The organism is Streptomyces sp. NBC_00223 (assembly GCF_036199905.1).
Lineage (GTDB): Bacteria > Actinomycetota > Actinomycetes > Streptomycetales > Streptomycetaceae > Actinacidiphila.
Genome location: NZ_CP108109.1, coordinates 1,270,128 through 1,291,674 on the forward strand (window position 1 = coordinate 1,270,128; position 21,547 = coordinate 1,291,674).

19 protein-coding genes are annotated in these 21,547 nt (G+C 72.0%); 11 read left to right on the top strand and 8 right to left on the bottom strand.

What is annotated here, in order from left to right:
* Positions 1 to 3: 3 nt before the first annotated feature.
* The 8 genes from OHA30_RS05310 (at position 4) to OHA30_RS05345 (ending at position 9,422) form a co-directional block, all read left to right on the top strand.
* Positions 4 to 795, top strand: a complete 792-nt coding sequence (locus OHA30_RS05310; RefSeq protein ID WP_328912632.1) for a TetR family transcriptional regulator — start codon at positions 4 to 6, stop codon at positions 793 to 795.
* 395 nt (positions 796 to 1,190) lie between these two features.
* Complete coding sequence (gene ccrA / locus OHA30_RS05315; RefSeq protein ID WP_328912633.1) at positions 1,191 to 2,543, top strand: crotonyl-CoA carboxylase/reductase; 1,353 nt, start codon at positions 1,191 to 1,193, stop codon at positions 2,541 to 2,543.
* The gene (locus OHA30_RS05320; protein ID WP_328912634.1) at positions 2,540 to 4,540 is read left to right on the top strand and encodes a protein meaA; all 2,001 of its coding nucleotides are present in this window, start codon (positions 2,540 to 2,542) and stop codon (positions 4,538 to 4,540) included. The genes ccrA and OHA30_RS05320 overlap by 4 nt, the downstream gene beginning before the upstream one ends.
* Position 4,541: 1 nt before the next feature.
* The gene (locus tag OHA30_RS05325) at positions 4,542 to 5,063 is read left to right on the top strand and encodes a MaoC family dehydratase (RefSeq protein ID WP_328912635.1); all 522 of its coding nucleotides are present in this window, start codon (positions 4,542 to 4,544) and stop codon (positions 5,061 to 5,063) included.
* Between the two features lies 1 nt (position 5,064).
* Positions 5,065 to 6,279 carry an acyl-CoA dehydrogenase family protein gene (locus OHA30_RS05330; protein ID WP_328912636.1) on the top strand — a complete coding sequence of 405 codons (1,215 nt, stop codon included), beginning with the start codon at positions 5,065 to 5,067 and terminating at the stop codon, positions 6,277 to 6,279.
* A 181-nt stretch (positions 6,280 to 6,460) separates the two neighbouring features.
* The gene (locus OHA30_RS05335) at positions 6,461 to 7,108 is read left to right on the top strand and encodes a phosphatidylserine decarboxylase (protein WP_328912637.1); all 648 of its coding nucleotides are present in this window, start codon (positions 6,461 to 6,463) and stop codon (positions 7,106 to 7,108) included.
* Positions 7,095 to 7,949 carry a CDP-diacylglycerol--serine O-phosphatidyltransferase gene (pssA, locus tag OHA30_RS05340; protein WP_328912638.1) on the top strand — a complete coding sequence of 285 codons (855 nt, stop codon included), beginning with the start codon at positions 7,095 to 7,097 and terminating at the stop codon, positions 7,947 to 7,949. The genes OHA30_RS05335 and pssA overlap by 14 nt, the downstream gene beginning before the upstream one ends.
* 237 nt (positions 7,950 to 8,186) lie before the next feature.
* Positions 8,187 to 9,422, top strand: coding sequence for an IS30 family transposase (locus OHA30_RS05345; RefSeq protein WP_443045125.1), 1,236 nt, complete (start codon positions 8,187 to 8,189; stop codon positions 9,420 to 9,422).
* A 622-nt stretch (positions 9,423 to 10,044) separates the two neighbouring features.
* On the opposite strand, the gene OHA30_RS05350 is transcribed toward OHA30_RS05345, so the two are convergent.
* A complete protein-coding gene (locus OHA30_RS05350; RefSeq protein WP_328912639.1) occupies positions 10,045 to 11,196 on the bottom strand; it encodes a glycerate kinase in 1,152 nt (383 codons plus the stop codon).
* Between the two features lie 201 nt (positions 11,197 to 11,397).
* On the opposite strand from OHA30_RS05350, the gene OHA30_RS05355 reads away from it, so the two are divergent.
* Positions 11,398 to 11,928, top strand: a complete 531-nt coding sequence (locus OHA30_RS05355; protein ID WP_328912640.1) for an NUDIX hydrolase — start codon at positions 11,398 to 11,400, stop codon at positions 11,926 to 11,928.
* 7 nt (positions 11,929 to 11,935) lie between these two features.
* Here the strand turns inward: OHA30_RS05355 and OHA30_RS05360 are convergent, their stop codons facing one another.
* Positions 11,936 to 12,460, bottom strand: a complete 525-nt coding sequence (locus tag OHA30_RS05360; protein ID WP_328912641.1) for an NUDIX hydrolase — start codon at positions 12,458 to 12,460, stop codon at positions 11,936 to 11,938.
* Positions 12,461 to 12,809: 349 nt separating this feature from the next.
* Here OHA30_RS05360 and OHA30_RS05365 point away from each other — a divergent pair, with 349 nt between their 5' ends.
* Together OHA30_RS05365 and OHA30_RS05370 are read left to right on the top strand one after the other, a co-directional pair.
* Positions 12,810 to 13,088 (top strand): hypothetical protein, encoded by a 279-nt coding sequence (locus OHA30_RS05365; protein ID WP_328912642.1) that lies wholly within the window; start codon positions 12,810 to 12,812, stop codon positions 13,086 to 13,088.
* Positions 13,089 to 13,220: 132 nt separating this feature from the next.
* Positions 13,221 to 13,964, top strand: a complete 744-nt coding sequence (locus OHA30_RS05370; RefSeq protein WP_328912643.1) for an SIR2 family NAD-dependent protein deacylase — start codon at positions 13,221 to 13,223, stop codon at positions 13,962 to 13,964.
* A gap of 22 nt (positions 13,965 to 13,986) precedes the next feature.
* Here OHA30_RS05370 and OHA30_RS05375 read toward each other — a convergent pair whose 3' ends face one another.
* The 6 genes from OHA30_RS05375 to OHA30_RS05400 form a co-directional block, all read right to left on the bottom strand.
* Positions 13,987 to 15,405, bottom strand: a complete 1,419-nt coding sequence (locus OHA30_RS05375) for a phytoene desaturase family protein (protein ID WP_328917735.1) — start codon at positions 15,403 to 15,405, stop codon at positions 13,987 to 13,989.
* Between the two features lie 11 nt (positions 15,406 to 15,416).
* Complete coding sequence (locus tag OHA30_RS05380; protein ID WP_328912644.1) at positions 15,417 to 16,292, bottom strand: inositol monophosphatase family protein; 876 nt, start codon at positions 16,290 to 16,292, stop codon at positions 15,417 to 15,419.
* A gap of 224 nt (positions 16,293 to 16,516) precedes the next feature.
* Positions 16,517 to 17,530 (bottom strand): TIGR03842 family LLM class F420-dependent oxidoreductase, encoded by a 1,014-nt coding sequence (locus OHA30_RS05385; protein WP_328912645.1) that lies wholly within the window; start codon positions 17,528 to 17,530, stop codon positions 16,517 to 16,519.
* A 124-nt stretch (positions 17,531 to 17,654) separates the two neighbouring features.
* Positions 17,655 to 19,061, bottom strand: coding sequence for a dihydropyrimidinase (gene hydA, locus OHA30_RS05390; RefSeq protein ID WP_328917736.1), 1,407 nt, complete (start codon positions 19,059 to 19,061; stop codon positions 17,655 to 17,657).
* On the bottom strand, positions 19,058 to 20,395 hold the full coding sequence (locus OHA30_RS05395) for an aspartate aminotransferase family protein (RefSeq protein ID WP_328912646.1): 1,338 nt from the start codon (positions 20,393 to 20,395) through the stop codon (positions 19,058 to 19,060). The genes hydA and OHA30_RS05395 overlap by 4 nt, the downstream gene beginning before the upstream one ends.
* Positions 20,396 to 20,399: 4 nt before the next feature.
* Positions 20,400 to 21,242 (bottom strand): nitrilase-related carbon-nitrogen hydrolase, encoded by an 843-nt coding sequence (locus OHA30_RS05400; RefSeq protein WP_328912647.1) that lies wholly within the window; start codon positions 21,240 to 21,242, stop codon positions 20,400 to 20,402.
* Between the last annotated feature and the right edge of the window lie 305 nt (positions 21,243 to 21,547).

The window sequence follows — 21,547 nt, forward strand, 5'->3', positions numbered from 1 at the left end:
CACATGCCCCAGTCCGTGAAGCCCGACGCCTCCGAGACCGTCAGCGGCCGCAGGGCCGCCGCCCAGCGCCACCGGGTGCGCCAGGATCTCGCGTCGGCCGCCATGCGCCTGTTCGCGTCCCAGGGCTACGAGGCCACGACCGTCGACGAGATCGCGGCGACGGCGGGGGTGGCCCGTCGTACGTTCTTCCGGCACTTCCGCTCCAAGGAAGAGGCGATCTTCCCGGACCACGACGACACCCTGGTCCGGGTGCAGGCCGTACTGGACTCCGCCGACCCTCACGAACACCCCCTGGACACCGTGTGCCGGGGCATCACCGAGGTCCTGCGGATGTACGCGTACATGCCCGAGGTGTCGGTCGAGCGCTATCGGCTGACCCGTGAGGTGCCGACGCTGCGGGAGCGCGAGATTGCCTCGGTGGCCCGCTACGAGCGGCTGTTCACCCGCTATCTGCTGGGCCACTTCGACGAGGACGCGCACCGCGACGGCAACGACGACCCGCTGCTCGCCGAGGTGGCCGCCTCCGCGGTGGTCGCGGCGCACAACCATGTGCTGCGGCGCTGGCTGCGCGCGGGCGGCAAGGGCGACGTGGAGGCGCAGCTCGACCACGCCTTCGACGTGATCAAGGCGACCTTCGGAACCGGCATCGGAGCCGGCCGGATACCCTCGCGGGCCGGGACGGAGAGCCCGGCCACGGTGTCCCGGCAGGGCGAGGTGGTCGTCGCGGTCGCGCGTACGGACGCCTCCCCGGCCCAGATCCTGCGCAGCATAGAAGAGGCGCTCCGCAAGGCCTGAGCCCCGCCGCACACAGGCGCCCCCGCTGCCCGGGTGCGCCCGGCGCACCCCCCAACCGGCCCACAGCGGCCGTCCGGACCCCTCCGGACGGCCGCTGTTGCTCGTTTGTGGCCATGGGGTGACACTTGAGAGAAATTGTTGGCACGCAGTGTCTTTACGAGTGGCACGGGGTGCCATATTGTCTTCCCTAGTCCGGACGGGCGGCGTGCGCGGACCCTCACGTACGCCGACTGTCCCGCAAGCGTCCGGACCGCCTGCGTCACCAGGCATCCCCGCGCCACCGCGCGGCTCCTTCACCGTCACGCACACGCCGAACCGACGACGGCACCGCCACCCCATTCACCCCCGCGTTCCCTCAAGCGTCATCGCAGAACGCTTCGCCGGAGGCGAGTCATATGACGAGTCATACGAAGGAAATCCTGGACGCGATCCTCGCGCCGGACAGTTCGGCCGCCGACTTCGCGGCACTGCCGCTTCCCGAGTCGTACCGCGCGGTCACCGTGCACAAGGACGAGGCCGGGATGTTCGACGGAATGTCCAGCCGCGACAAGGACCCGCGCACCTCACTGCACGTGGACGACGTGCCGGTGCCCGAACTCGGCCCCGGCGAAGCCCTCGTCGCCGTGATGGCCAGCTCGGTCAACTACAACTCGGTCTGGTCCTCGATCTTCGAGCCTGTCTCCACCTTCGCGTTCCTTGAGCGCTACGGCCGGCTGTCGCCCCTGGGCAAGCGCCACGACCTGCCGTACCACGTCCTCGGCTCGGACCTGTCGGGTGTCGTGCTGCGCACCGGGCCCGGGGTGAACAAGTGGCGGCCCGGCGACCGGGTCGTCGCGCACTGTCTGAGCGTGGAGCTGGAGTCCGCCGACGGGCACAACGACACGATGCTCGACCCCGAGCAGCGGATCTGGGGCTTCGAGACCAACTTCGGCGGCCTCGCGGAGATCGCGCTGGTCAAGTCCAACCAGCTGATGCCCAAGCCCGCGCACCTCAGCTGGGAGGAGGCCGCCGCGCCCGGCCTGGTCAACTCCACCGCCTACCGTCAGCTCGTCTCGCGCAACGGCGCCGGTATGAAGCAGGGCGACAACGTGCTGATCTGGGGCGCGAGCGGCGGACTCGGCTCGTACGCCACCCAGTTCGCGCTGGCCGGCGGCGCCAACCCGATCTGTGTGGTCTCCAGCCCGCGCAAGGCCGAGATCTGCCGGCGGATGGGCGCCGAGGCGATCATCGACCGCGGCGCGGAGGAGTACCGGTTCTGGAAGGACGAGCACCACCAGGACCCGCGTGAATGGAAGCGGCTGGGCGGCAGGATCCGCGAACTGACCGGCGGCGAGGACGTGGACATCGTCTTCGAGCACCCCGGACGCGAGACCTTCGGCGCCTCGGTCTACGTCACCCGCAAGGGCGGCACGATCGTCACCTGCGCCTCGACCAGCGGCTACACCCACGAGTACGACAACCGGTATCTGTGGATGAGCCTCAAGCGGATCGTCGGCTCGCACTTCGCCAACTACCGCGAGGCGTGGGAGGCCAACCGCCTGGTCGCCAAGGGGAAGATCCACCCCACCCTGTCGCGCACGTACCGCCTGGAGGACACCGGCCAGGCCGCGTACGACGTCCACCGCAACCTCCACCAGGGCAAGGTCGGCGTCCTCGCACTGGCCCCGGACGAGGGCCTGGGCGTGACGGACCCGGAGCTCCGCGAGCGCCACCTCCCGGCCATTAATCGTTTCAAGGACACGCCATGACGGCCGCCCGTCCGAAGGACCGCCCCTGGCTGATGCGGACCTACGCCGGGCACTCCACCGCCGAGGCGTCCAACGCGCTGTACCGGCGCAACCTCGCCAAGGGCCAGACCGGTCTGTCCGTCGCCTTCGACCTGCCGACGCAGACCGGCTACGACCCGGACCACGTGCTGGCCCGCGGCGAGGTCGGCCGGGTCGGCGTGCCGGTGTCCCATCTCGGCGACATGCGGCGGCTGTTCCAGGACATCCCGCTGGACCGGATGAACACCTCGATGACCATCAACGCCACCGCCATGTGGATGCTCGCGCTCTACCAGGTGGTCGCCGAGGAGCAGGGGCTCGACATCGCGGCCCTCCAGGGCACGACGCAGAACGACATCGTCAAGGAGTACCTGTCGCGGGGCACCCATGTCTTCCCGCCGGTCCCCTCGCTGCGGCTGACCACCGACATGATCACGTACGCCGTCCACCGCGTCCCCCGGTGGAACCCGATCAACATCTGCAGCTACCACCTCCAGGAGGCCGGGGCCACGCCCGTGCAGGAGATCGCCTACGCGATGTCCACCGCGATCGCCGTGCTGGACGCGGTGTTCGCCTCCGGGCAGGTGCCCGAGGAGCGGCGCGGGGACGTGGTCGGGCGGATCTCGTTCTTCGTGAACGCGGGCGTGCGGTTCGTCGAGGAGATGTGCAAGATGCGCGCCTTCGGCCGTATCTGGGACACCGTCACCCGTGAGCGGTACGGCGTCCGGGACGCCCGGCAGCGCCGCTTCCGCTACGGCGTGCAGGTCAACTCGCTCGGCCTGACCGAGGCGCAGCCGGAGAACAACGTCCAGCGGATCGTGCTGGAGATGCTGGCCGTCACGCTGTCCAAGGACGCCCGCGCCCGCGCGGTCCAGCTCCCGGCGTGGAACGAGGCGCTGGGCCTGCCCCGGCCGTGGGACCAGCAGTGGAGCCTGCGCATCCAGCAGGTGCTGGCGCACGAGAGCGATCTGCTGGAGTACGAGGACCTCTTCGCCGGCAGCCATGTCGTCGAGGCGAAGGTCGCCGAACTGGTCGGGGCGGCCACCGCGGAGATGGCGCACATCGAGGAACTGGGCGGCGCCATGGCCGCGGTGGAGTCCGGTTACCTCAAGTCGCGGCTGGTGTCCTCGCACGCCGAGCGGCGGGCCAGGATCGAGTCGGGCGAGGAGAAGATCGTCGGGGTCAATGTCTACGAGTCCACCGAGCCCAGTCCGCTGACGGCCGACCTGGACACCGCGATCATGACCGTCGACCCGGCCGGTGAGGCCCGGGTGGTGGCCGCGCTGCGCGAATGGCGGGCGGCGCGCGACGAGCGGCGGGCGCGGGAGTCGTTGGCCGCGCTGCGGTCGGCCGCCGCGGGCACCGGGAACCTGATGGGCCCCACCCTGGAGTGCGCCCGCGCGGGCGTGACCACCGGGGAGTGGTCGGGGGCGCTGCGGGAGGTGTTCGGCGAGTTCCGCGCGCCGACCGGGGTGAGCGGCGCGCCGGTCACGGTGGCCGCCGAGGCGGGCGGCGAACTGGCCGAGGTCCGCCGCCGGGTCGCCGACACCGCCGCCGAACTCGGCGACGGCCGGCTGCGGCTGCTGGTCGGCAAGCCGGGTCTGGACGGGCACTCCAACGGCGCCGAGCAGATCGCCGTACGGGCCAGGGACGCCGGTTTCGAGGTGGTCTACCAGGGGATCAGGCTCACCCCCGAGCAGATCGTCGCCGCGGCCGTAGCCGAGGACGTGCACTGTGTGGGCCTGTCGATCCTGTCCGGCTCGCACGCCGCGCTCGTGCCGGACGTGCTGACAAGGCTGCGCCGGGCGGGGGTGGACGATGTGCCGGTGGTGGTCGGCGGGATCATCCCGGCCGCGGACGCCAAGGAGCTGCGCTCGGCGGGTGTGGCCGCCGTCTTCACGCCGAAGGACTTCGGTATCACCGCAATCATCGGCCGGATCGTGGACGAGATCCGGCGAGCGAACCAGTTGGAGGTATGACGTGCAGTTCGGCCGCACCTATGAGGAGTTCGAAATCGGTGCGCTCTACAAGCACTGGCCCGGAAAGACGGTCACGGAATACGACGACCATCTCTTCTGCCTCCTCACCATGAATCACCACCCGCTGCACCTCGACGCCAACTACGCCGAGCAGAGCACGGACTTCGGGCGGAATGTGGTGGTCGGCAACTACGTGTACTCGCTGCTGCTGGGCATGTCGGTGCCCGACGTGTCGGGAAAGGCGATCGCCAACCTGGAGGTCGAGTCGCTGCGGCACGTGGCGCCGACCTTCCACGGCGACACGATCTACGGCGAGACGACCGTGCTGGACAAGCGGCCGTCGAAGTCCAGGGACGACCGCGGGATCGTGCAGGTGGAGACCAGGGGCTACAAGCAGGACGGCACGCTGGTGTGCGTGTTCCGCCGCAAGGTGATGGTCCCGACCGCCGCGTACGTCGAGCAGCGCGGCGGCGAACAGCCGGGCCGGCCGCGCCCGGCCGCCGACTCCCGGGGAGGGAACTGACATGGGCAACCGTCTCGCGCAGACCGACGGCCTGACCGACGTCCAGCGGGAAATCCTCGCCACCGTCCGCCGTTTCGTGGACAAGGAGATCCTGCCGTTCGCGACCGAACTCGAACACCGTGACGAATACCCGTCGGAGATCGTCGAGGGCCTCAAGGAACTCGGCATCTTCGGCCTGATGATTCCCGAGGAGTACGGCGGGCTCGGCGAGTCGCTGCTGACGTACGCGCTCACCGTGGAGGAGATCGCCCGCGGCTGGATGAGTGTGTCGGGGATCATCAACACGCATTTCATCGTGGCCTACATGATCGGGCAGCACGGGACGCCGGAGCAGAAGGAGCACTTCCTGCCGCGGATGGCGACCGGCGAGGTGCGCGGGGCCTTCTCGATGTCGGAGCCCGGGACGGGCTCGGACGTCTCCGCGATCCGCACCAAGGGGGTGCGGGACGGGGACGCGTACGTCGTCAACGGCCAGAAGATGTGGCTGACCAACGGCGGCACGTCCCATCTGGTGGCCGTGCTGTGCAGGACCGACGAGGGGCAGCCGGCCGACGCGCCCCCGCACCGGTCGATGACGACCTTCCTCATCGAGAAGGAGCCCGGCTTCGGCCCCAACCCGAAGGTCGCCGGGCTGACCGTGCCCGGCAAGATCGAGAAGATGGGCTACAAGGGCGTCGACACCACCGAGCTGATCCTGGAGGACGTACGGGTCCCCGCGGACCGCGTGCTCGGGGGCGCGAGCGGCCGCGGTTTCTACCAGATGATGGACGGGGTCGAGGTCGGCCGGGTCAATGTGGCCGCGCGCGGCTGCGGGGTGGCACAGCGGGCATTCGAGCTGGGCATCGCCTACGCGCAGCAGCGGCACACTTTCGGCAAGCCGATCGCCGAGCACCAGGCGATTCAGTTCAAGCTGGCCGAAATGGCCACGAAAGTCGAGGCCGCGCACCAGATGATGGTGAACGCGGCCCGCAAGAAGGACTCCGGGCGGCGCAACGACCTGGAGGCGGGCATGGCGAAGTACCTGGCCGCCGAGTTCTGCAAGGAGGTCGTCGAGGACTCCTTCCGTATCCACGGCGGCTACGGATTCTCCAAGGAGTACGAGATCGAGCGGCTGTACCGGGAGGCTCCGATGCTGCTCATCGGGGAGGGCACCGCCGAGATCCAGAAAATGATCATTGGCCGCCGACTGCTGGAGGAGTACGGTATCCAGGGATGATTGTCCCCATGTGGCGGGAATTCTACGAGGTTGAGGTCACGCTGAGTCAACGATGACGACGCGGGAACCAGCCATCGACTCGCCCTTCAGCTTGCCGAGTTGCCGGTGTCAGCCGATACCATCGACCAAAGCCGCCGTCCCCTGAAGCAATTCGCGGCATCCTCCGCTACGAAGGTCTTCCATGCCCCACAGCCATTCCTCTGCACCACGCGGCAGGGTCCGCCTCGCGCGCGGAGCGTCGCCGTGGCTCCTCCCGACCCTGGCCACCGCGGCCGTCAGTCTGGCGCGTTCCCGCCGCTCCGGACGCTGGGCCGCCGTGGCCGTACCCACCACGGCGCTCGCCGCCGGCATGCTGTGGTTCTTCCGCGACCCCGAGCGCGAGATCACCGACGGTCGAGTGATCTCCCCGGCCGACGGTGTGGTGCAGAGCATCATGCCGTGGAAGGACGGGCGCACCCGCGTCGCGATCTTCATGAGCCCGCTGAACGTGCACGTCAACCGGGCCCCGCTGGCGGGCACGGTCACCTCCGTCGAGCACATCCCGGGCGGTTATGTACCGGCGTTCAACAAGGAGAGCGAGTTCAACGAGCGGGTGATCTGGCACTTCGACACCGAGCTCGGTGACATCGAGGTGGTGCAGATCGCCGGCGCGGTGGCGCGGCGGATCGTGCCGTACGTGCCGCGCGGCTGCAAGGTCGAGCAGGGTGACCGGATCGGGCTGATCAGGTTCGGCTCCCGGGTGGACGTCTACCTCCCCGAGGGCGTCGAGCCCGCGGTCGAGGTCGGCCAGACCACCACGGCTGGGGTGACTCGCCTTGACCGTGATTGAACCGGACACCGAGTCGACCTGGGTGAAGGAGCTGCAGGAACGGGAGGAAGTCGCCGACCTCCCGCTGTCCACCCGGCTCTCCATCGCGGACGCGCTCACGCTCGGTAACGCGATCTGCGGATTCATGGCCGTGTACTTCACGACCACCGGCGTGCTCGTGCCGCATCTCATGGGTACGAACGACGGCGCCATGTCCAAGCACAGCGCGGCGAACGCGGTCACGTTGATGCTGATGGCGTCGGTCTTCGACCTCTTCGACGGGCTCGTGGCGCGCAAGCTGCGGAGCTCCGCGATGGGGGCGGAGCTGGACAATCTCTCCGACCTGATCAGCTTCGGGCTGGCGCCCGCGTACTTCGTGGTCGTGTGGGGGATCGTCTCCGACGACGCGCACGGGAAGGTGGCCGCGCTGGCGGCCGTACTGCTCGTGCTGGCGGTGGTGCTGCGGCTGGCCCGGTTCTCGTGCACGACGCTGCGGGACGGGGTCTTCCAGGGCATGCCGAGTCCCTTCGGGGCGATGACGGTGGTGTCGCTGATCCTGCTGGAGCTGCCGTTCGTTCCGACGGTCCTCGCGATCGTGGGGGTCGCGTGGCTGATGGTGAGCCGGGTCGAGTACCCCAAGCCGCGGGGGCGGCTGGCGCTGATGACGTTCTGCTGGACGCTGATCAGCATGGGGTGCTTGGCCGCTTGGACGCTGGACGTTCCCGGTGGGCATACGTTGCTCCAGACCGGGGCGGCGTTGCAGTGTGTGGCGGCGGCGGTCATTCCGTGCTTTGCGACTACGCGTCGCGTCAACACGTTTCGCGCCAATCGGCGCGAGGCGCGGGCCGAAGCGGCCCGCTGACCCCGCGCCCCAAGGGCCCCGCTCCCCCTTGGGTTCTAACGGTCCTCGCAACACCTGCGATCTGTGGGAGTTGCGGGGACTGTGGGCGTTGAGTGTGGGGATCGTGTGGGGTTGCGGGAGCGTTTCCTTGCGCGGCTGGATGCTGTGGGGAACGTGACGGTGGTGGCCCGTGAGCTGGGGGTGAACCGGAACACTGCTTTCGGCTGGGCCCGGAAGGCCGGACAGGGCTCGGTGCGCCTGCCGCGGCGGCATCCCGGGCGGGATGAGTACGAGCGGCTTCGGGCCGCCGGTGTCGCACGCCGGGTGGCGGCCCGGCAGGTCGGTGTGAACGAGCGCACGGCCAAGGACTGGGACTGGGGCGTCAAGAAGAGCGGCACCACACGCACCTATGCCGACGGCCGCCGTGTCGACTACACCACCGGGACCGTCACGATGGGCGGTGTGACCACAGTACCGGTGGGCCTGCCAGCCCTGGAAAAGCAACTGCATCCGCGATTTCTGACACTGGCCGAGCGCGAACAGATCCGCGATCTGCGTGCGCTGGGCTGGTCGCTGCGGGCGATCGGGCGTGCCCTGGGGCGGCCGGCGAGCACGGTCAAGCGGGAGATCGACACGAACTCCGGCACCGGGGGCTACCAGCCCTACGCCGCCCACCGCGCCGCTGCCGCGCGCAGGCCCCGGCCCAAGGACCGCAAACTACTGCGCGAGGGACGGCTGCGCCGCTTCGTCCAGGACGGACTGCGCAGGCGGTGGTCACCGGAGCAGATCTGCCACGCTCTGTTCAAGGAGCATCCCGACGACCGGAGCATGCGGGTGAGCGTGGAAACGATCTACCAGGCACTGTACTTCCAGGCCCGTGGCGGCCTGAGGCGGGAAGTGCAGGCCGCCGTCCGTTCCGGCCGGACCCGCCGCAAACCACGCCGCGACCCGCAGCGGCGCACACCACGGTTCACCGACCCGATGGTGATGATCAGCGACCGCCCCGCCGATATCGAGGACCGGGCGGTGCCCGGCCACTGGGAAGGCGATCTGATCATCGGCGCGGGCGGGCGCTCCGCGATCGCCACCCTGGTCGAGCGGACCACCCGCTACACCATGCTGGTCCACCTGCCCGGCGCAGCCCACGACGCCGAAACCGTCCGCGACGGCCTCGTCGCCACGATCCAGACCCTGCCCGCCCACCTGCGCGGCTCCCTCACCTGGGACCAGGGCAGCGAGATGGCACGCCACCAGCAGTTCACCATGGCCACAGGCATGCCCGTCTACTTCTGCGACCCCGCCTCACCCTGGCAACGCGGCTCCAACGAAAACACCAACGGCCTGCTCCGCCAGTACTTCCCGAAGGGAACCGACCTCAGCATCCACAGCCCCGAAGACCTCGAACACGTCGCCCAGCAACTCAACGGCCGCCCACGCAAGACACTCGACTGGGATACCCCAGCCGAGCGCCTACGTGATCTACTCACCACCTGAAACCAGGCGGTGTTGCGACGACCCCATGAACCCAAGCCCCCGCCAGGGGGGAGCGGGGCCCTTCCGCGTACCCGGGCACGCACCCCCGCGCAGCGGGCGGGCCGGGGTACGGCGGACGTACCCCCGGAACCGCCGCGACGGCGGGACGCGGGACGGCGCAGGTCGGCGGTGCCCGGCACAGGCGCGCCCCGGCATGGCACCGCCGGACAGCCAGGATGCGGCCGAGCACCGCTGCGGCGGAAAAGAGCGGGCTGCGCCCCGCAAGCCGCCCCGCAGGGGCCCGGGGTTCGGGCGACGCGCCCCCGCCGAGGCCGGGGCCTCACCCCCAGCCGGGGGCCGGGGGGTACGGCGCACGTACCCCCCGGAAACCGCCGCGACGGCGGGACGCGGGACTGCGCGGACCGGCGGTGCCCGGCGCAGGCGCGCCCCGGCATGGCACCGCCGGACAGCCAGGATGCGGCCGAGCACCGCTGCGGCGGAAAAGAGCGGGCTGCGCCCCGCAAGCCGCCCCGCAGGGGCCCGGGGTTCGGGCGACGCCTCCGCGCGCGGGGCCCGGGACCTAACCCCCGAGCTGGGGGTGCGGCGGAAAAGAAGGGGGCTGCGCCCCCGATTGCGGGGCGTCTCAGGAGAGGAAATCTGACGCCAGGGTCGCGGCCAGGCGTTCGAGGAGGGGGCCCGCGTCAGCGATGCAGCGGGACGTGTCCGGCTCCAGGTCCGTGAGGGCGTACGCGCGGCGGATCCCCGCCGCGCCCAGCGCCGGCGGCGGCAGCGTGAGCCGCCCGCAGACGGCCACCACGTCGATCCCCCGCGCCCGCGCCGCCTGCGCGACCCCGACCGGCGCCTTCCCGTGCAGCGTCTGCTCGTCCAGCGACCCCTCCCCCGTGATGACCAGGTCCGCCCGCGACAGCGCGTCCTCGAAGCCGAGGACGTCGAGCAGCACGTCGATCCCCGCCCGGAACGTCGCCCCGAGCCCGACCAGCGCCCCGAACCCGACGCCGCCCGCCGCGCCCGCGCCCGCCGCCCGCGCGGCCGACTCCGCGCCCAGCACCTCCACGAACCGCCCGAGCGCCGCGTCCAGCAGGGCCACGTCCGCCTCGGACGCCCCCTTCTGCGGCCCGTAGACCGCCGCCGCGCCCTTCGCCCCGAGCAGCGGATTGTCCACGTCACTGGCCAGCACGATCTCCGTGTCGGCCAGCCGTGCGTCGAGCCCGGACAGATCCACGGACGTCAGCCCGGCCAGCGGCCCGCCGCCCGGCCCGACGGGCACCCCGTCCATGTCGAGCAGCCGCATGCCGAGCGCGTGCAGCATCCCCGCCCCGCCGTCGGTCGTCGCGCTTCCGCCCACCCCGAGCACGATCGTGCGCGCCCCCGCGTCCAGCGCGGCCCGCAGCACCTCACCGGTGCCGTACGTCGTCGCGGTCAGCGGCGCGAAGACCCCGGGCGGCAGCAGCCGCAGCCCGGACGCCTCGGCCATCTCGACCACCGCCGTGCCGTCCCGCAGCGCGTACGCCGCCTCGACCGTCTCGCCGAGGGGCCCGGTGACCCGTACCGTACGGCGCTCGAAGCCGCTCGCGACCGCGGCGTCGACCGTGCCGTCACCGCCGTCCGCGACGGGCAGCGACTCGACCACCACCGCGGGCACGACCGAGCGCAGCCCGGCCTCGACATGCGCGGCCACCTGGACCGCGGTCAGCGAACCCTTGAACTTGTCCGCGGCGATCAGCACGCGGGCCGTCGATCGAGTCGGTACGTCGGACACTCGGGCACTCCCCATCCGCAATCGGCACTTCGGGCCGTTCGACCCTATCCCGGCCTCCCCGCCCGGTTCGGGCGCCCACGCGGGGATGTGTCCGCCGAGCCACCGGGCGGCCGTACCGCAACGCGCGGCCCGGGCAGCCGTACCGCAACGCCCGGCCCGGGCGGCCGTACCGCAACGCCCGGCCCCGGACCCCGGCCCGCCACGTAGGTTGTCGGCATGAGCACTGACTTCGCCAGCTACATCGCGGGCCTGCCGAGGATCCTGGCAAGCGCCAACACCCTGTTCCGTTCGGCCGACGGCCGGGTCCTCCTCGTGGAGCCGAACTACCGTGACGACGGCACCTGGACGCTGCCCGGCGGCACGATCGAGTCGGACCGCGGCGAGTCGCCTCGGCAGGGTGCCCGCCGGGAGACGGTCGAGGAGATCGGCCTCGACGTGGCGCCGGGCGCGCTGATCGCGGTGGACTGGGTGACCGGCCCTGGGCGCCCGCCGCTGTCGCTCTATCTGTACGACGGCGGGGTCCTGACCGAGCAGCGGCTCGGGGCGATCCGGCTCCAGACGGAGGAGCTGGACTCCTGGCGGCTGGTCGCGCCCGACGATCTCGACGGCTATCTGTACCCGAGCGCCGCCCGCCGGATCCGCGCGGGCCTGGCCGCGCTGCTCGCGGGCACGGGCCCGGCCGAGCTGGTGAACGGCCGGCCCGCCGACGCCGCGGCGGACGCGGCCGACGGCGCTCTGCCGAACTGACGCCGGTTCAGGGCCCGTTCGGGACGTACCCCAGGTCGGGTGCCGGGTCGCGCGGCCCGTGCACCCGCAGGTCGCCGAGGAGCGCGTGCAGATTCGGCGGCCACAACGCCTCCTCGGCGGCGCCGAGTTCGGCCGGTGTCCACCAGCGCCCGAGCTGGATGCCGTCCGCCGCGTGCGCCTCGGCGAGGTCGCCGGTCAGCGGGCGGCGCGGCGCGTGCGCGACGTAGATGTGCTCGTGCTGCCGTACGGGCACGGTCCCCCGGGTGAAGTCGTGCTCCCAGGTGCACAGCAGGGGTCCGGGCTCGATGTCCGTCCAGCCGGTCTCCTCGCGCACCTCGCGCCGCGCGCCCTCGCGGGGGGTCTCACCGGGGTCGAGCCCGCCCCCGGGCATCGCCCAGTGGACACCGACCTCCGGATTGTCGTACCGCAGCAGCAGGACCGACCAGTCCGGGGCGAGGACGGCGACCCGTGCCGCCCGCCGCGGGACGCGTATGAGCGGCTGCGCCGGGTCGGGTGGTGTGGCCGCGTGCATGGGGTTCCCCTTCGTCGGCGGGTGGCCCGACCCTACGGCAGCGGGCGCCGGGCGGACCGTCTCCGGCACCATGTGAAGCGCTTCGAGCGTCTTCGTCCCGAGGTCTGTCCAACCAGGGGACAGGGGAGCGTGGTCGCCCCTATGATGCGAGCCTGCGCATCCGGGGGGCGGTCGGCCATCAGTGGCCGGCAACTTGGCGATCGCGCGACCACGCCATCTCATCCCATGCTTCGGCCTGCCCGACAGCTGTCGTCACACGTGTCACGACGACGGCTGCTGCGGCGCTGTCCGCGAGGGTCCGGATCGGCGCGTTTCCCCGACTCCGTGAACAAGCGAAAGGCAGCGACACATGGCAGAGCGTCAGATACTCGGTCAGGGCACCAACACGTCCTGGGAGAAGTTCTGGTACGTACTCGGCTGCATCTACTTCGGCGTGGCGTACCTCCAGAAGGTACCGGTCAAGAAGGCGCTCAGCGAGTACGGCCTGGTCGAGATGACGGGTGCGGAGAAGGGCTGGTACGTCGTGCTGTGCATCCTCGGCGGCAGCGGTTACCTCTCGAAGGTCGTCATCAAGAAGGCGCTGTCCGAGGTGCCTTCGGTCGGTGCCGCGCCCACGCACGCGGGCTGACCGCACACCCGGGCGGCACGCGTCCGCGGCCCGGCCACCGGGAGCACCGGTGGCCGGGCCGCTTCCGCACCCGGCGGTGGGCGAGGTCAAAAGCCGTTCGCCCGCGCCCTGTTCGCCGCCTACCCTCGGCCCATGACCACCCGTAAGCCGCTCGTGGCGCTGCTGACCGGCGCCGGGATCTCCACGGACTCCGGCATCCCCGACTACCGCGGCCCCAACGGCCTCTGGCGGCGCGACCCGGCGGCCGAAAAGCTCGTCACGTACGACACGTACATGGCCGATCCGGAGATCCGGCGCCGGGCGTGGCTGATGCGGCGGGACAGCGAGACCTGGCAAGCCCGGCCGAACGCGGCGCACGAGGCGATCGCCCGGCTGGAGCGCGCGGGCGTCCCCGTGCGGGTCATCACCCAGAACGTCGACGGGCTGCACCAGTCGGCCGGGGTGACCCCGCGCAAGGTGCTCGAACTGCACGGCACCGCGCGGGCGGTGGTCTGCACGGCCTGCGGCGACCGCGGCACGATGGCCGATGCCCTGGCCCGGGTGGCGGCGGGCGAGCCGGACCCCGCGTGCCGGGCGTGCGGCGGGATCCTCAAGTCCGCGACGGTGATGTTCGGTCAGCGGCTCGACCCGGTGGTGCTCGCGGAGGCGATGGCCGTCGCCAAGGGCAGCGACCTCTTCCTCGCGGTCGGTACGACCCTCCAGGTGCGGCCCGCGGCCTCGCTCGCGGGAATCGCCGCCGAGCACGGCGCCCGGCTGGTGATCGTCAACGCCGGGCCGACACCGTACGACCCGCTGGCCGCCGAGGTGATCCGCGAGCCGATCGGTACGGCCCTGCCGGCGCTGCTCGACGCGCTCGTCCGGGAGGCGGCGGGCTGACCCGAGGCCGGGCCGGTGTCTCTCAGTGCCGTTCCGCCGCCCGCCGCAGGTGCCGCAGCACCGCCCGCGCCGCGTTGTGCCCGCTCATGCCGTGCACTCCGGGTCCGGGCGGGGTCGCGGACGAGCAGAGGAAGACCCCCGGCCGCCGGGTCGCGTATGGGATCGCGGCCAGTCGCGGCCGCAGCACGGTCTGGAGTCCCGAGAAGGCGCCGCAGGCGATGTCGCCGCCGACGTAGTTGGCGTTGCGGGCGGCAAGACCGGCGGGGCCGGTGACCGCGCGGGCCAGTACGAGGTCGCGGAAGCCCGGTGCGAAGCGCTCGATCTGCCGCTCCACGGCGTCCGTCGCGTCGCCGTGCCAGCCGTGCGGCACATGCGCGTAGGCCCAGAAGACATGCTTGCCCTCGGGCGCCCGGGACGGGTCCACCACTGTGGGCTGCGAGGTGATCAGGAACGGCGTCTGCGGCGGCCGCCCGGTGACCGCCCGGCCCAGCGCCTCGCCGATCTCGGTGTACGAGGGCCCGATGTGCACGGTCCCGGCCCGCCGCGCGTCGGGCGCGGTCCACGGCACCGGACCGTCGAGCGCGTAGTCGATCTTGAACACGGCGGGCCCGTAGCGGTAGCGCCGGTAGGCGTCCCCGAGCGCGGCGATGCGCGCGAGCGCGGTCGGCGAGGTGTCGAAGACATAGGCGCGCGCGGGCGGCAGCTCGTCCAGCTTGCGTACGGTCACCCCGGTGCGGATCACCCCGCCGAGTTCGGTGAGGTGTGCGGCCAGCGCGTCGGAGATCGCCTGGGAACCGCCGCGCGCGACCGGCCAGCCCCGCTCGTGCCCGGCCAGCGCGAACATCAGCGCCATCGCCCCGGTGAAGGGCTCGGTCAGCTTGCAGATCGCGTGCCCGGCGAGCCCCGCGAGCAGCGCGCGCCCCTTGGGGTCGCGGAAGAGCCGCGCCAGCACGGCGACCGGCGGGGTGCCGGTGAGCCCGAACCGCACGAAGCGGTACGGGTCGCGCGGCAGCCCGGCCCACGGCGGCCGGAAGAAGTCGGCGGCCACGGCGTCCCAGTGCCCGATGTAGGGCGCGAGCAGCCTGCGGTACGTGCCCGCGTCGCGGGGCCCGAGCGACGCGGCGGTCTCCCCCACCGTGCGGCCGAGCACGGCGGCGGTGCCGTCGGGGAAGGGGTGGGCCATCGGCACTTCGGGCTGCACCCACTCCAGGCCGTGCCGGTCCAGCGGCAGCGCGCGGAAGGCGGGCGAGCCGACGCCGAAGGGGTGCACCGCGGAACAGGGGTCGTGCCGGAATCCGGGCAGCGTCAGCTCTTCGGTACGGGCGCCGCCGCCGACGGTGTCCTGGGCCTCGTAGATCTGCACGGTCAGGCCCGCGCGGGCGAGTTCGACGGCGGCCGTCAGCCCGTTGGGTCCCGCGCCGACGACGACCGCGTCGGCCACCACCGCCCGGCTCACCGTGCCGCTCCGGCCGGCTCGGCCGCCATCAGGTCGACGATCCGCCGGGCGGTGGCGGCGTCACGGGCGACGGTGAACGGCAGCGTGTTGCCGCCGGGGATACGGAAGGGCTCGTCCGCCGCCGTCAGGCTCGCGCCGCCCGCCTCCTGGACGAGCAGCAGCCCGGCGGCGTGGTCCCACGGCGACTCCCAGAAGAAGGCCACGCCGTCGGTCGTACCCCGCGCCACGTCGAGATAGGCGAGCCCGGCGCAGGTGCAGGGCGCGCAGCGGGCGCCGGCCGCCTCCAGCCGGGTCAGCACCTCGCGCTCGCGGGCGCTGCGGTAGACCGGGTTGGAGGTCCACAGGGCGATCGGTTCGACGGGCCCGCGGGTGCGCAGCGGCACCCCATCGAGATGGGCGCCGCGTCCCCGGCGGGCGGTGGCGAACAGGCCGAGCCGGGGCGCGTAGGTCCAGGAGGCCAGCGGTTCGCCGCCGCGGACCAGCGCGACCAGTGTGGCGAAGCCGTCCTCGCCGCGGACGAAGGCGGCGGTGCCGTCGACCGGGTCGATCACCCACACCGGTTCTTCGCCGTGCAGCCGGTGCAGGACCGACGGGTCCGCGCCGACCGCTTCCTCGCCGACCACGACCGAGCCGGGCAGCAGCGCGGTGAGGCGTTCGGTGAGCCGTTCCTCGGCGAGCCGGTCGGCGGTGGTCACCAGGTCGTAGGGGCCGGTCTTCTGGGCGATGTCGCCCTCGGCGAGGCGTCGCCAGCGGGGGACGACCTCGGCGGCGACGACCGACCGGATCGTGTCCTCCACGTCGGCGAGCAGCGCGTCACCGACACCGTCCGTGTCTGCCGGTTCACCGGCCACCGTACCGACCTCGTCGCCCATACCCGCCATCCAACCAGACCGGGCGGCGCTGTTGCTCCCGGGTTCCGGGCAGCGGGTGATATGCGGAGTTCGGCCCGGGGCCGGCGTGCAGGGTCCGGCACTGGACTCAGCGCAGGGCCCGGCGCGGGTCCGTTGCGGGGTTCGGCGCAGGCACAGGCGCGAGGGTCGGCGCAGGCACCCGCGCGGAACCGGCACAGGGCCCGGCCCGGGGTACGGCACCGGGTTCAGCGCAGTACGGGGATGACGTGCTCGCCGTACGCGTCGATGGTGGCCTCCTTCGCGTCGTGCATGTCGTAGACCGCGAACTGGTCGACGCCCAGGTCCCGCAGTTCGGCCAGCCGGGCCACGTGCGCCTCCTGCGGGCCGAGCAGGCAGAAGCGGTCCACGATGTCGTCGGGCACGAAGGCGGTGTCGGGGTGGTCGGCGTGGCCGTGGTGGGCGTAGTCGTAACCCTGGCGCCGCTTGATGTACGCGGTGAGTTCGTCGGGGACCAGCGCGGAGTGCTCGCCGTAGCGGCCGACGAGTTCGGCGACGTGGTTGCCGACCATCCCGCCGAACCACCGGCACTGCTCGCGGGCGTGCGCGAGGGCGGCGGGCGAGTCGTCGGAGGTGACGTAGGCGGGCGCGGCGACGCACACGGTGATTCCGGCCGGGTCGCGGCCGGCCTTCTCGGCGGCCTCGCGCACCGAGGCGACCATCAGCTTGGTGAGGTAGGGGTCGGCGAGCTGGAGGATGAAGCCGTCGGCCTTCTCGCCCGCGAGTGCCAGCGCCTTGGGTCCGTAGGCGGCCATCCACACGGGCAGCCGTCCGTCCTCGACCCAGGGCAGCCGCAGCGCGGTGCCGTCCACGACGGCCTCGCGGCCTTCGGCGAGGTCGCGGATGACGGTGATCGCCTCGCCGAGCCTGGCCAGCGTGTTGGGCGGGCGGCCGGCCACCCGCATCGCGGAGTCGCCGCGGCCGATGCCGCAGACCGTGCGGTTGCCGTACATCGAGTTGAGGGTGGCGAAGGTGGAGGCGGTCACCTCCCAGGTGCGGGTGCCGGGGTTGGTGACCATCGTGCCGACGGTGAGGTGGTCGGTGTGGTCCAGGACGCGGCTGTGGATGACGAAGGGTTCCTGCCACAGCACGGCGGAGTCGAAGGTCCAGCCGTGGGTGAAGCCGTTGCGCTCGGCGCGCCGCATTAGGGCGACGACCTCCGCGGCGGGCGGGTCGGTCTGGAGCACGAGGCCGAAGTCCATGGGCACCGTTCCTTGGTGGTTCCGTGAAGTGGGCGTGACGTCCCGGTCGAGGCGGTCCGGTCGTGACGTCCCGGTCGTGGCGGTCCGGTCCTGGCGGTCCGGTCGAGGCGGTCCGGTCCCGGTCTCAGTCGAGGTACTGGCAGAGGCCGCGCGGGGTGTACTGGCCGTGTCCGGCCCGGCCGGTCCAGCGGCGGTTGTCGATCACCGGTACGCCCCTGGACAGCACGGTCTCGACCCGGCCGGTGAGCCGCCGGCCCTCGTACGCGCTGTAGTCGACGTTCATGTGGTGGGTCTGCGCCGAGACGATCTGCTCGGTGTGCGGGTCGTAGACCACCACGTCCGCGTCGGCGCCGGGGGCGAGCGTGCCCTTGCGCGGATAGAGGCCGAACATCCGGGCCGGCGTGGCGCAGGCGACCTCGATCCAGCGGCGGCGGGTCAACCGGCCCTCCACGACGGCCTGGTGGAGCAGGTCCATCCGGTTCTCCACACCGGGCAGCCCGTTGGGGATCTTGGAGAAGTCGCCGCGGCCGATGTCCTTCTGTCCGGTGAAGCAGAAGGGGCAGTGGTCGGTGGAGACCACCTGGAGGTCGTTCGTGCGCAGCCCCCGCCAGAGCGCGGCCTGGTGCTCGCGCGGGCGCAGCGGGGTGCTGCACACGTACTTGGCGCCCTCGAAGTCCGGCTCGGCGAGCTGGTCGGTGGACAGGAAGAGGTACTGCGGGCAGGTCTCGCCGAAGACCGGCAGGCCCTGGTCACGGGCGGCGGCGAGTTCGGCGACGGCCTGCTCGGCGGAGACGTGCACGACGTAGAGCGGTGACCCGGCGACGCGGGCGAGCTGGATCGCGCGGTGGGTGGCCTCGGCCTCCAGCAGGGCGTGCCGGACCTCGCCGTGGTACCGGGGGTCGGTCCGGCCCGCGGCGAGGGCCTGGCGGACCAGGACGTCGATGGCGATGCCGTTCTCGGCGTGCGCCATGATCAGGCCGCCGTTGTCCGCCGCGCGCTGCATGGCCTGGAGGATCTGCCCGTCGTCGCTGTAGAGGACGCCGGGGTAGGCCATGAAGAGCTTGAAACTGGTACACCCCTCCTCCACGAGAAGGTCCATCTCCTTGAGCGAGCGGTCGTTGACGTCGGAGACGATCATGTGGAAGGCGTAGTCGATCGCGCACTGCGCGTCGGCCTTGGCGTGCCAGCTGTCGAGCCCGGCGCGCAGTGAGCGGCCCGCGGTCTGGACCGCGAAGTCCACGATCGTCGTGGTCCCGCCCCAGGCGGCCGCCCGGGTGCCGGTCTCGAAGGTGTCGGACGCCGTGGTGCCGCCGAACGGCATCTCCATATGGGTGTGGGCGTCGACCCCGCCCGGGATGACGTACCTGTCGGTGGCGTCGATGACGGTCTCGGCGGTCCAGCCCGCCGCGGTGTCGCTGTCGTGCGCGGCGAGGGCGGCGATCCGGCCGCCCTCGATGAGCACGTCGGCGTGCGTCTCGTCGGAGGCGGTGACGACCAGGCCGCCGCGTACGAGGGTGCGGGCCTGGCTCACCACCGGTCCCGCCCTTCCTCGCGCGCGGCCTGGGCGAGTTTCAGGGCCGCCTGGAGCGCTTCCGCGCCCTCCTCCGCCTCGCCGACGGTCAGCGACAGCGGGGGCGCGATCCGCAGCACGTTCCCCTCCCGGCCGCCCTTGCCGATGAGCAGACCGTGCTCGCGGGCGGCTTCGAGTACGAGTACGGCGGCGGCCGGCGACGGTGTGTCGGTGCCGGGCTCGATGAGTTCGATGCCCAGCATCAGCCCGCGGCCGCGTACTTCGCGGACGATGCCCACCCCCGCCACCACGGCGTCCAGCCGGGCCTTGAGCAGGCCGCCGACGCGGCGGGCGTTGCCCTGGAGGTCGTGCTCGATGAGGTAGGCGAGGTTGGCGAGCGCGCCCGCGGCGGTGACCGGGCTGCCGCCGAAGGTGGAAATGGAGTTGGCGGTCAGGCAGTTCATCACCTCGGCGCGGGCCACCACCCCGCCCATGGACAGGCCGTTGCCGACGCCCTTGGCGAAGGTGAGGATGTCCGGCGGCCCGGCCTCGGAGTGCGCCTGCCAGCCCCAGAAGTGCTCACCGGTACGGCCCCAGCCGGTCTGCACCTCGTCGCTGATCCACAGGATGCCGTGCCGGTCGAGCACCCGCTTGAACGCGGCGAGCAGCCCGTCGGGCCCGGAGGTGAAACCGCCGACGCCCTGGATCGGTTCGGCGATCAGCGCGGCGACCGGGCCGCCCACCTGGCCGAGTACGTCCTCCAGGTCCTCGACGCACGCGGCGGTGAAGTCGGCGTCCGACAGCTGCGCGTACGGCCCGCGGGTGCGTACCCCGCCGTGCACGTACAGCGTCTGGAGCGGCGACAGACTCGTCGGCGACCAGGCCGAGTTGCCGGTGATGCCGATCGAGGCGAAGGAACGGCCGTGGTAGCTGTTGCGCAGCGCGAGGATCTGGTTGGAGCGGCGGTAGGCGGTCGCGAGCAGCAGCGCGGTGTCGTTGGCCTCGGTGCCGGAGGTGGTGAAGAAGACCCGGGCGTCGGGGATGCCGGACAGCCGGGCGACGCGTTCTGCCAGCTCCACGGTGTGCCGGCTGAGGTAGAGCGTCGAGGAGTGCAGGATCTTCCGGGACTGCTCGGCGACCGCGTACGCGACCTCGGGCAGCGCGTGCGCGGTCATCGTGGTGAGGATGCCGCCGAAGAAGTCCAGATAGCGGGTGCCCTCGGCGTCCCAGACGTGCCGGCCCTCGCCGTGGGTCAGTTCGATCGGCCGCTCGTAGTACGTGGTCAGCCAGTCGGGCAGCACCGCCTGGTGGCGGTGGTGGAGCGCGGTGTGCGGATTCTCGGTCTCGGTGGCCATTGGCTCACCCCTCCGTCAGTTCGCCGTAGGCGTCCGGCCTGCGGTCCCGGTAGAAGGCCCAGGTCTGGCGTACCTCGTCGATGAGGCCGAAGTCCAGGTCGCGCACGATGAGTTCGTCGTCGTGGTCGGAGGCGGCGGCGCCGACGAGCTGTCCGCGCGGGTCCACGAAGTAGCTGCCGCCGTAGAAGTCGTTGTCGCCGTACGGTTCGCGGCCGACGCGGTTGATCGCCGCGATGAAGTACTCGTTGGCGACAGCGGCGGCGGGCTGTTCGAGCCGCCACAGATGGCTGGACAGACCGCGGCTGGTGGCCGACGGGTTGTAGACGAGCTGGGCGCCGCGCAGGCCGAGCGCGCGCCAGCCCTCGGGGAAGTGCCGGTCGTAGCAGATGTACACGCCGATCCGGCCGGCCGCGGTCTCGAACACCGGCCATCCCACGTTGCCCGGCCGGAAGTAGTACTTCTCCCAGAAGCCCTCCAGTTGCGGGATGTGGTGCTTGCGGTACTTGCCGAGGTAGCTGCCGTCGGCGTCGATCACGGCGGCGGTGTTGTAGTAGACGCCGGGCTGCTCCCGCTCGAAGACGGGGACCACGATCACCAGGCCGGTCTCCCGGGCGAGGTCGCGCATCCGCCGCACGGTGGGGCCGTCGGGCACGGGTTCCGCCCAGCGGTAGTGCGTGGCGTCCTGGACCTGGCAGAAGTAGGGGGCGTTGAAGACCTCCTGGAAGCCGATCACCTTCGCGCCCTGTGCGGCGGCGGCGCGGGCGTGTTCCTCGTGCTTGACGATCATCGACTCGGTGTCGCCGGTCCAGGTGGCCTGGACGAGCGCGGCTCGCACGACCTTGCTCATGAACGGTTCCTCTCTCCCGTGGGCGCCTCCGGCCCGGGGGTACGGCCGGGGGTACGGCCGGGGGTACGTCGGGGTACGCCCGGTGCCGACGTCCGGGGGTCCGGGGTGAGGCCGGGGACGGGCCGGGGGCGTACCGCGGACGTCCGGGTCCGGGGGCGCAGGTCCACTGTGGCAAGCGGGGCGGGGTTCCCCGTGTCCCACGCCCCTTTTCGGGCCAAGGGTGACCCATTCGGGCGACGCGGGGGGCGCGACGCGCGCTTGTGCGCTTGGCGCTTGGCGCTTGGCCCCGGGACGTGCGCGGCCGT